Here is a 9,939-nt window from a genome sequence, read left to right on the forward strand (position 1 = left end):
GCGCGCCCGGCCACGACGGACCCGCGAGGGGAAACGGCGACCGACAGCCCAGCGCCCGAAGGGGCGCGGGGAACTGCGCGACAAGCCACGACGGGCCGGCGGAAAGGAACGGCGGTCGGCAGCCCAGCGCCGAAGGGGGCGCGGGGAACTGCGCGCCCGGCCACGACGGACCCGCGAGGGGAAACGGCGACCGACAGCCCAGCGCCCGAAGGGGCGCGGGGAACTGCGCGACAAGCCACGACGGGCCCCCGGCGAAGGAGACCGGCAGCCCAGGTCAGACCGTGGTCTCCGACTCCCGCCCGGCGGCGGGAGTCATCGGCTCGGTTTCCCGCCCGGCGGCGGGGGGTGCCGCCGAAGCAGCAGCCCGACGCCCCGCCGCAAGCCGCACCGCATTACGCCGCGCGGAGCGCACCGCATCCCAGGTCAGCAACGTCAACGCCAGCCACACGAGCCCGAACCCGGCCCACCGCTCGGGCGGCATCGCCTCGTGGAAGTACAGGATGCCGAGCAGGAACTGGAAGACGGGCGCGAGGTACTGCAGCATCCCCAGCGTCGCGAGCGGCACCCGGATCGCCGCGGCGCCGAAGCAGACCAGGGGGATGGCGGTGACCACACCGGTCGCCGCGAGCAGCACCCCGTGCCCGAAGCCCTCCGTCCCGAACGTGGCGTCGCCCCGCACACTCAGCCACACCAGGAAGCCGACGGCGGGCAGGAACTGGATCGCGGTCTCGGCGGCGAGCGATTCCAGACCGCTGAGCCCGACCTTCTTCTTCACCAGGCCGTACGTGGCGAAGGAGAAGGCGAGGCAGAGCGAGATCCACGGCGGCTGTCCGTACCCGAAGGCGAGGACGAGGACCGCCGCGAGGCCGACGGCGACGGCCGCCCACTGCACGGGACGCAGCCGTTCGCCGAGGAGCAGGACGCCCATGGCGATGGTGACCAGGGGGTTGATGAAGTAACCGAGGGAGGCCTCGACGACGTGGCCGGAGTTCACGGCCCAGATGTAGACGCCCCAGTTGATCGTGATGACCGCCGCGGCGATCGTCACCAGGCCCAGCTTGCGCGGTTGGCGGATCAGCTCGCCCGCCCAGGCCCAGCGCCGCACGACGAGGAGCGCGATGCCCACCAGGACGAGCGACCACACCATGCGGTGCGCGAGGATCTCGCCTGCCCCGGACGGCTTGAGCAGGGGCCAGAAGAGGGGCACGAGGCCCCACATTCCGTAGGCCGCGACACCGTTCAGGAGTCCTATGCGCTGTTCGCCCTTCGACTGCTCAGCTGCGCCGGCGTCCACGGCTCCTCCTTGGTGCGCGGCAGCCTCGCGCTGCCTCCAAGAAGGTAGCGGCAGGAGGGCCCACCTGTCATGCCCGTATCGGGAGGACGGTCATGACGCCCCAAGAGCCCGTGCGGCGACCCGAACCGGGATCAACTCTCGACCCCCGCCGAGACCGCGTCAGCGACCGGCGTCGTCGGCCGCCCGATGAGCCGGGCCAGATCGCCACTCGTACCGGCGAGCAGACCTCGCTCGATCGCCGAGTCCACGTCGACGAGGATCGCGGCGAGCTGCTCGGGAAGGCCGGCGCCGGTCAGGATCGCGAGGTTCTGCTCGGCGGGGACGTCCGCGTACGAGATGTCCTTGCCGGTCTGCCGGGCGATCTCGGCGGCGTACTCGGCGAAGCTCCACGCGACATCGCCGCTCAGCTCGTACACCTTGCCCTCATGGCCCTCGCCGGTCAGTACGGCGACGGCGGCCGCCGCGTAGTCGGCGCGTGCGGCGGAGGCGACCCTGCCATCGCCCGCGGAGGCCACGACGGCACCGTGCTCCAGGACGGGGGCGAGGTTGGCCGTGTAGTTCTCGTGGTACCAGCCGTTGCGCAGGAACGTGTGCGGCAGTCCGGAGTCGAGGATGAGCCGCTCGGTCTCCTTGTGCTCGGCCGCGAGGTCGAAGTCGGCGTCGGGCCCGCCCAGGACACCGGTGTACGCGAGCAGCGCGACACCCGCGGCACGTGCCGCGTCGATGACCGCGCGGTGCTGCGGCACCCGGCGGCCCACCTCGCTGCCGGAGATCAGCAGGACCCTGTCGCCCGCGGCGAAGACACCGGCGAGGGTCTCGGGCGCGCTGTAGTCCGCGATCCGCAGGTCGACGCCCTGCGCGGCGAGATCGGCGGCCTTCTACTTGTCCCGGACGACGGCGGCTATCTGCCCGGCGGGCACCTGCGCGTCCAGCAGCCCTTGGATGACGAGACGGCCGAGGTGCCCGGTGGCGCCGGTGACGACGATGCTCATATCTGGTGTCTCCCTTGAGTCCCTTTGATGCCTTGATGCCCTTTGGGTGCGCCCCGGCACTGAGCCTACGGTGGGCGCTAACTATTGGAAAGTACCCACTTTGAAGTAAGGTACTGGCATGGCAGTAAGTAACTGGAACCTCGGGGACGAGGGAATGTGTCCGCAGCGCCTCGTCCTGGAACACGTCACGAGCCGCTGGGGTGTACTCGTCCTGATCGCCCTGGACGGGCGTTCGTACCGCTTCAGTGAGCTGCGCCGGGCGCTTGGCAGGGTCAGCGAGAAGATGCTGACGCAGACCCTCCAGACCCTGGAGCGCGACGGCCTCGTGCACCGCGACGCCAAGCCGGTCATTCCGCCGCGCGTCGACTACTCGCTCACCGACCTCGGGCGCGAGGTCGGTGCCCAGGTCCGGTCGCTCGCCGAGTGGACCGAGCGGCGTCTGGCGGACGTACAGGAAGCGCGCCGGGTGTACGACGAGGCCCGGTCCTGAGAGATCAGAACCGGGCCTCGGAGAAGGCGAGTTGCGCGAACTGAGCTAGCCGACGACGGTCCAGGTGTCGCCGCCCGCGAGAAGCGCGGCCAGGTCGCCCTTGCCGTTCTGCTCGATGGCGGTGTCGAGCTGGTCGGACATCAGGGTGTCGTAGACCGGGCGCTCGACGTCGCGGAAGACGCCGATCGGGGTGTGGTGGAGCGTGTCGGGGTCGGCGAGGCGGGAGAGGGCGAACGCCAGCGTCGGTGAGGTCGAGTGCGCGTCGTGGACCAGAATCTGGGACTCGGTCTCCGGCGTGACCGGGACCACCTTGAGATCGCCGGTGGCCGGGTCGCGCACGACACCCTTGGAGCCGTCGGTCCCGAAGCGGATGGGCATGCCGTGCTCCAGGCGGATCACGGCCTCCTCGGCCTGCTGCTTGTCCTTGAGCACCTCGAAGGCGCCGTCATTGAAGATGTTGCAGTTCTGGTAGATCTCCACCAGGGCGGTGCCGGGGTGTTCGGCGGCCTCGCGCAGCACGGAAGTGAGGTGCTTGCGGTCGGAGTCGACGGTCCGCGCCACGAACGACGCCTCCGCGCCGATGGCCAGCGAGACGGGGTTGAACGGCGCGTCGAGGGAGCCCATCGGCGTCGACTTGGTGATCTTGCCGACCTCGGAAGTGGGGCTGTACTGGCCCTTGGTCAGGCCGTAGATGCGGTTGTTGAAGAGCAGGATCTTCAGGTTCACGTTGCGGCGCAGGGCGTGGATGAGGTGGTTGCCGCCGATGGACAGGGCATCGCCGTCGCCGGTGACGACCCACACGCTCAAGTCCCGCCGGGAGGAGGCGAGTCCGGTGGCGATGGAGGGGGCGCGGCCGTGGATGGAGTGCATCCCGTAGGTGTTCATGTAGTACGGGAAGCGGCTGGAGCAGCCGATACCCGAGACGAAGACGATGTTCTCCTTGGCCAGGCCGAGTTCGGGCATGAAGCCCTGCACGGCCGCCAGGACCGCGTAGTCACCGCAGCCGGGGCACCAACGCACCTCCTGGTCGGACTTGAAGTCCTTCATGGACTGCTTGGCCTCGGCCTTGGGCACCAGTGAGAGCGCTTCGATCGTGCTCCTGGAACCTTCGGTCTTCGTGTCAGCCATTGATGGCCTCCTTGAGAGCCGTGGCGAGCTGCTCGGCCTTGAACGGCATTCCATTGACCTGGTTGTACGAGACCGCGTCCACGAGGTACTTGGCGCGGAGGAGCGTGGCGAGCTGCCCGAGGTTCATCTCGGGAATCACCACCTTGTCGTAACGCTTCAGGACCTCGCCCAGATTCCGCGGGAAGGGGTTGAGGTGGCGCAGATGGGCCTGCGCCACGCTCTCGCCGACCGCCCGCAGGCGCCGTACCGCGGCGGTGATGGGGCCGTAGGTCGAACCCCAGCCGAGGACGAGCAGCTTGGCGTCGCCGGTCGCGTCGTCGACTTCGATGTCGGGGACCTCGATGCCGTCGATCTTGGCCTGGCGGGTGCGGACCATGAAGTCGTGGTTGGCGGGGTCGTAGGAGATGTTGCCGGTGCCGTCCTGCTTCTCGATGCCGCCGATACGGTGCTCGAGGCCGGGGGTGCCGGGGATCGCCCACGGACGGGCCAGGGTCTGCGGGTCGCGTTTGTAGGGCCAGAAGACCTCGGTGCCGTCGTCCTCGGTGTGATTGGTCCCCGAGGCGAACTGCACACGCAGGTCCGGGAGTTCATCGGTGTCCGGGATGCGCCAGGGCTCCGAGCCGTTCGCCAGGTAGCCGTCGGACAGCAAGAACACCGGCGTGCGGTAGGTGACCGCGATCCGAGCCGCCTCGATGGCCGCGTCGAAACAGTCCGCCGGCGTCTTCGGTGCCACGATCGGCACCGGAGCCTCGCCGTTGCGCCCGTACATCGCCTGCAGCAGATCCGCCTGCTCGGTCTTGGTCGGCAGCCCGGTGGAAGGCCCACCGCGCTGGATGTCCACGACCAGCAGCGGCAGCTCGAGGGAGACCGCGAGGCCGATCGTCTCCGACTTCAGCGCCACGCCGGGCCCCGAGGTCGTCGTCACCGCCAGCGAACCGCCGAACGCCGCGCCGAGCGCGGCACCGATGCCCGCGATCTCGTCCTCCGCCTGGAAGGTCCGCACGCCGAAGTTCTTGTGCTTGGACAGCTCGTGCAGGATGTCGGATGCGGGAGTGATCGGGTACGAGCCCAGGTAGAGCGGCAGATCCGCCTGCCGGCCCGCGGCGATCAGCCCGTAGGACAGGGCGAGGTTCCCCGAGATGTTGCGGTAAGTGCCGGCCGGGAAGGCATGGGAGGCGGGCGCGACCTCGTAGGAGACCGCGAAGTCCTCCGTCGTCTCGCCGAAGTTCCAACCCGCGTGGAAAGCCGCGATGTTGGCCTCCGCGATGGCCGGCTTCTTCGCGAACTTCGCCCGCAGGAACTTCTCCGTGCCCTCGGTCGGCCGGTGGTACATCCACGACAGCAACCCCAGCGCGAACATGTTCTTGCTGCGGCCCGCGTCCTTGCGCGAGAGGTCGAACTCCTTGAGCGCCTCCACCGTCAGCGTCGTCAGCGGCACCGGGTGGACGCTGTAGCCGTCCAGCGAACCGTCTTCCAGCGGCGAGACGTCGTAGCCGACTTTCTGCATCGCCCGTTTGGAGAACTCGTCCGTGTTGACGATGATCTCCGCGCCGCGCGGCACATCGGCGATGTTCGCCTTCAGCGCGGCCGGATTCATCGCGACCAGGACATTCGGCGCGTCGCCCGGCGTGAGGATGTCGTGGTCGGCGAAGTGCAGCTGAAAGGAGGAAACGCCCGGCAGGGTCCCGGCAGGAGCACGGATCTCGGCGGGGAAGTTCGGCAGAGTCGAGAGGTCGTTCCCGAAGGACGCCGTCTCTGAAGTGAACCGGTCACCGGTGAGCTGCATACCGTCACCGGAGTCACCCGCGAAGCGAATGATCACCCGGTCCAGACGGCGTACATCCTTCTCACCAGCATGCTTGCGCTGCTCTCCGACGAGTGCCCCATCGGCCTGCTCGGCTGGGCTACTGACCTGGCTGGTCACTGAACTGGACCTCCCTCGGGCGGCTGAGCGGGAAGGGTTGGGCGACCGGCCTTCCCAAGGCCCACCCTACGTCGGTAAGGGTCGCCTTCCTGGGGTAGATCGCATGATGGACGTGTTTTTGAGACGCGCATATGCCCCAGTTTGCCGTGCCGTGCCCCGTCTTCCGGCCCGCTGTGGAAGACGCCCCCGCTCATCCTTTGGTTCTAGGACTGTTCTCCGTGCTAGTGCTCCGTGCTCGTTCTTGTGCTTGCGTTTGTGCTTGTGGTCGTTCTCGTGCTCGTGCTCGTGCTCGTGTGCATGAAATAGCTGAAGAGTGTCAGGGTTTAGGAGTTGAGATAGGTGAGGACCGCCAACACGCGACGGTGATCCCCGTCACTCTGGGAAAGCCCCAGCTTCAGGAAGATGTTGCTGACGTGCTTCTCGACCGCGCCGTCACTCACCACCAACTGCCGCGCCACCGCCGAGTTCGTCCGCCCCTCGGCCATCAGACCGAGTACCTCGCGCTCGCGCGGAGTAAGCCCCGCGAGGACGTCCTGCTTGCGGCTGCGGCCGAGCAGCTGCGCCACGACCTCCGGGTCGAGCGCGGTGCCCCCCTGCGCGACGCGCACCACCGCGTCCACGAACTCGCGCACCTCGGCGACGCGGTCCTTGAGCAGATATCCGACCCCCCGGCTGGACCCGGCGAGCAGTTCGGTGGCGTACTGCTCCTCGACGTACTGGGAGAGGACGAGCACTCCGAGCCCCGGGAACTGGTGGCGCAGGTGCACCGCGGCCCGTACCCCCTCGTCGGTGTGCGTGGGCGGCATCCGCACGTCGGCGACGACCACATCGGGCAGCTCGCCCTCCGCGGAGAGTTCGTTGATCGTCTTGATCAGTGCGTCCGCGTCGCCCACTCCCGCCACGACGTCGTGGCCGCGGTCGGTCAGCAACCGGGTCAGGCCCTCCCTGAGCAGCACCGAATCCTCGGCGATGACGACCCGCACTTTGTCCTCCACGTTCACGGCCCCCCGGCATATGTGGTTCTGGTTGTCCCCCAGCACCTCAGTATCGCGCGAACGAAGGGGCGTTACGGCGTTCATGGACAACCGCTTGCCGTGTTCGCTCCCGGCGGGCACGGCAGCACCCACCCGATCGCCCGTGATGCGGGAGGAACGGGTGGGTGCGTAGGTGGACGCGTAGGTGCGTGGGTGCGTAGGTGCGTGGGTGGCCGCGCGGGTGGGGAAGATCCGCCCGAAGCGGCGGGACGGGCTAGGCCCGCCAGGGCAACTCGGCCGTCACGGTGGTAGGCCCGCCCACGGGCGAATCCACGACCAGGATCCCCTCGACCGCGTCGAGCCGCTCGGCGAGTCCGGCAAGACCGGAGCCACCGGTCACATCCGCACCCCCGGCCCCGTCGTCGGAGACCTGAAGCATCAGCCGGTCCTCGACCTGCCACACGTCGACCGAACCGCGGGACGCCCGCGCGTGCTTGCTGATGTTCTGCAGGAGCTCGGAGACCGTGAAGTACGCGATGCCCTCGATCGCGGCGGCTGGGCGCGCGGGCAGGTCCACCTCGACCTGCACCGGGACCGTGCACCGGGCGGCGAGCGCGGAGAGCGCCGCGTCCAGGCCGCGGTCGGTCAGGACAGCGGGGTGGATGCCGCGGGCCAGGTCGCGCAGCTCCTGCAGGGCCACCTTCACCTCGCCGTGCGCCTCGCCCACCATGCGGGCCGCGGCGTCCGGGTCCTCCGTCAGCTTCTCCTTGGCCAGGCCCAGATCCATGGCGAGTGCCACCAGGCGGGCCTGCGCGCCGTCGTGCAGGTCGCGCTCGATGCGGCGCAGATCGGCCGCTGCCGTGTCGACGACGACGCCACGGTCCGACTCCAGCTCGACGACGCGCGTGGCCAGGCTGGACGGGCCGAGCAGACCGGCCACCATGACGCGGTCGACGGTGGTCAGGGCCCGGATGATCCAGGGCGTGGCGAGCGTGATCAGCAGGCCGGTGAGGGCGGTGACGCCGATCTCGAAGGGGTTGTCCAGGTAGATGCGGTGGCCGTCGTCGCCGTAGAGCTGGATGCCGTCCTGGCCGCCGTAGAGCGGGAAGAGCCACTGCCACAGGGGGTACGTGAGCATCGCCCAGCCGTAGGTCCAAAAGACCACCGACACGGTGAAGGAGAAGACCGCCCAGGGCATGTGGAGGATGGAGTAGAGGACGTGCCGCCAGGAGACGCCGCTCTTGAGCACGGCGCCCATCCACGCCATGAACCCGCCGCCGTTCTTCGGCCGCAGCGGCTCCGGGTTGGCCACTTCGACGCCAAGGAGCGCCCGCGCCCGCACCCGCTCCAGCGAGCCGATGCCGCGGCAGGCGGCGAGCCCGGCGGCCAGCACCGGGACGCCGATGAACGTCACCAGCAGACCGACGCCGAGCGACAGCATCGTGACCGCGAACGTGAACGTGACGATGCTGATCGGCAGGCTCAGGAGCACATAGCCGAACTCCTTCCAGACGCGGGCCTCGATCGGCGCGCGCAGCCCGGCGGGGAGACGGGGCCGCCGCTCATCGAGGTCGGATCCCCGGAACTCCGAACGGTTCATGCGCCCGTACTCCTGTCCGTACTCCGTGGCCATCGGTGTCGTCCGTTTCTGTTCGGTCGTGCGCGGCTTCTCGGGTCACGCGCTGGTTCGGCGTCGTACCTCAAGACTGCTGGCCGCAGCTGATCCGGACCATGTGGTGCGTAGGTGTCTTCGACCGGGGGTTTTCCCTACCCCCGGGCATCGCGGTCCCGGTCGTGGTTTCGGTCCCGGTCCCGCCACGGCAGTTCCGCCGTGATGGTCGTGGGCCCGCCCTCCGGGGACTCGATCACGAACAGGCCGTCGACCGCGCCGAGCCGGTCCGAGAGCCCCGCCATGCCCGTGCCCCCGTCCAGGTCCGCGCCGCCCGTGCCGTCGTCCCGCACCTGGATGAGCAGCCGCTCGTCGGCACGCCACACCTCCACGGACGCCGTGCGCGCCCCGCTGTGCTTGCTCACGTTCTGCAGGAGCTCGGAGACCGTGAAGTACGCGATGCCCTCGATCGCGGCGGCCGGACGCGTCGCCAGATCGGCGGTCACCTTCACCGGGACCGTGCACCGCGAAGCCACCGAGGACAGCGCGGCGTTCAGGCCGCGGTCGGTCAGGACCGCCGGGTGGATGCCGCGGGCCAGGTCGCGCAGCTCCTGGAGGGCGAGCTTCACCTCACCGTGCGCCTCGTCGACCATCGCCGCCACAGTGTCGTCGGACTGGCCCTCCAGGAGCTTCTCCTTGGCCAGACCGAGCCCCATGGCGAGCGCGACCAGGCGGGCCTGCGCGCCGTCGTGCAGGTCGCGCTCGATGCGGCGCAGGTCGGCCGCGGCCGTGTCGACGACGACACCGCGGTCCGACTCCAACTCCACGATGCGCCGCTCCAGTTCGTCGGAGGGCGAGAGCAGCCCGCGTGCCATCGCCCGGTCGGCGTTGGTCAGGCCGCGCACGATGTAGGGGAGCACAGGCCAGAACACGAAGAGCCCGGTCAGGGTGATGGTGAACGTCACCACGCCCCAGGGCAGCCGCATGAACGAGTACAGCATCGTGCGCCAGCCGACCGGATCCTTCAGGCTCGACCACAGCCAGCTGAAGAAGCCGTGCCCCCGCTGCTTGGGCATCGGGCTCGGCTCGTCGATCCACAGCCCGAGCAACTTCCGCGCCCGTGCGCGCTCCGCCCTGCCGAGCAGCCGCGCGCCGAGCAGCGCGCCGGCGAGCAGCGGCAGGCCGACGACCGTCACGGCGAGACCGCAGCCGGCCGCGAGCGTCACGACCACATAGACGAAACCGGCCACGCCGATCGGCAGGTTGGCGAGGAGGTGCGCGATCTCCTTCCAGGTCCGCCGGTCGTACGCCGCGAAGCGTGCGGGTGGCGGCGAGGACGTGGCTGAGGACGTGGCGCGTGCGGTCATAAGCGCTAGGGTGCACGGCTCGCCGCCGCGATGCCATGAGGAGGTCCGCCCGGACGCTCGGGGGGATAACCCCACCTGTGGGTGGAACGCCGTGGGGGATCAGTCCTTGCCGATGCGTGACGCTCTGCTTACCTCACCTTTAGCAGGCCCTAGACTCCCGT

General features: G+C 69.4%; 7 protein-coding genes and 1 pseudogene. 1 reads left to right on the top strand and 7 read right to left on the bottom strand.

Annotated elements, in window-relative coordinates; all coding sequences use genetic code 11:
* Positions 1-274: 274 nt before the first annotated feature.
* Both rarD and ACZ5WE_RS21825 read right to left on the bottom strand, forming a co-directional pair.
* Positions 275-1,294: an EamA family transporter RarD gene (gene rarD, locus ACZ5WE_RS21820; protein ID WP_467691417.1), complete on the bottom strand. Its 1,020-nt coding sequence runs from the start codon at positions 1,292-1,294 to the stop codon at positions 275-277.
* A gap of 131 nt (positions 1,295-1,425) precedes the next feature.
* Positions 1,426-2,286 (bottom strand): annotated as a pseudogene (locus ACZ5WE_RS21825) (SDR family oxidoreductase).
* A 118-nt stretch (positions 2,287-2,404) separates the two neighbouring features.
* On the opposite strand from ACZ5WE_RS21825, the gene ACZ5WE_RS21830 reads away from it, so the two are divergent.
* Positions 2,405-2,776, top strand: a complete 372-nt coding sequence (locus ACZ5WE_RS21830) for a winged helix-turn-helix transcriptional regulator (RefSeq protein WP_467691419.1) — start codon at positions 2,405-2,407, stop codon at positions 2,774-2,776.
* 45 nt (positions 2,777-2,821) lie between these two features.
* Here ACZ5WE_RS21830 and ACZ5WE_RS21835 read toward each other — a convergent pair whose 3' ends face one another.
* From ACZ5WE_RS21835 to ACZ5WE_RS21855, 5 genes are all read right to left on the bottom strand, one after another.
* Positions 2,822-3,904: a 2-oxoacid:ferredoxin oxidoreductase subunit beta gene (locus ACZ5WE_RS21835; protein ID WP_467691420.1), complete on the bottom strand. Its 1,083-nt coding sequence runs from the start codon at positions 3,902-3,904 to the stop codon at positions 2,822-2,824.
* Positions 3,897-5,828, bottom strand: a complete 1,932-nt coding sequence (locus ACZ5WE_RS21840; protein ID WP_467691422.1) for a 2-oxoacid:acceptor oxidoreductase subunit alpha — start codon at positions 5,826-5,828, stop codon at positions 3,897-3,899. Before ACZ5WE_RS21840 ends, ACZ5WE_RS21835 begins: the two co-directional genes overlap by 8 nt.
* 323 nt (positions 5,829-6,151) lie before the next feature.
* Positions 6,152-6,811, bottom strand: coding sequence for a LuxR C-terminal-related transcriptional regulator (locus ACZ5WE_RS21845; protein WP_467691827.1), 660 nt, complete (start codon positions 6,809-6,811; stop codon positions 6,152-6,154).
* 265 nt (positions 6,812-7,076) lie between these two features.
* Complete coding sequence (locus ACZ5WE_RS21850; RefSeq protein WP_467691424.1) at positions 7,077-8,435, bottom strand: sensor histidine kinase; 1,359 nt, start codon at positions 8,433-8,435, stop codon at positions 7,077-7,079.
* Positions 8,436-8,569: 134 nt separating this feature from the next.
* The gene (locus ACZ5WE_RS21855; RefSeq protein WP_467691426.1) at positions 8,570-9,778 is read right to left on the bottom strand and encodes a sensor histidine kinase; all 1,209 of its coding nucleotides are present in this window, start codon (positions 9,776-9,778) and stop codon (positions 8,570-8,572) included.
* Between the last annotated feature and the right edge of the window lie 161 nt (positions 9,779-9,939).

Source organism: Streptomyces sp. NPDC033180, from assembly GCF_055577645.1.

What these genes read in the sequence shown, in the direction of transcription:
- ACZ5WE_RS21830 (WP_467691419.1), top strand. Translation starts at nt 2,405, where the DNA reads ATGGCAGTAAGTAACTGGAACCTCGGGGACGAGGGAATGTGTCCGCAG.
- ACZ5WE_RS21855 (WP_467691426.1), bottom strand. Translation starts at nt 9,778, where the DNA reads ATGACCGCACGCGCCACGTCCTCAGCCACGTCCTCGCCGCCACCCGCA.
- ACZ5WE_RS21850 (WP_467691424.1), bottom strand. Translation starts at nt 8,435, where the DNA reads ATGGCCACGGAGTACGGACAGGAGTACGGGCGCATGAACCGTTCGGAG.
- ACZ5WE_RS21835 (WP_467691420.1), bottom strand. Translation starts at nt 3,904, where the DNA reads ATGGCTGACACGAAGACCGAAGGTTCCAGGAGCACGATCGAAGCGCTC.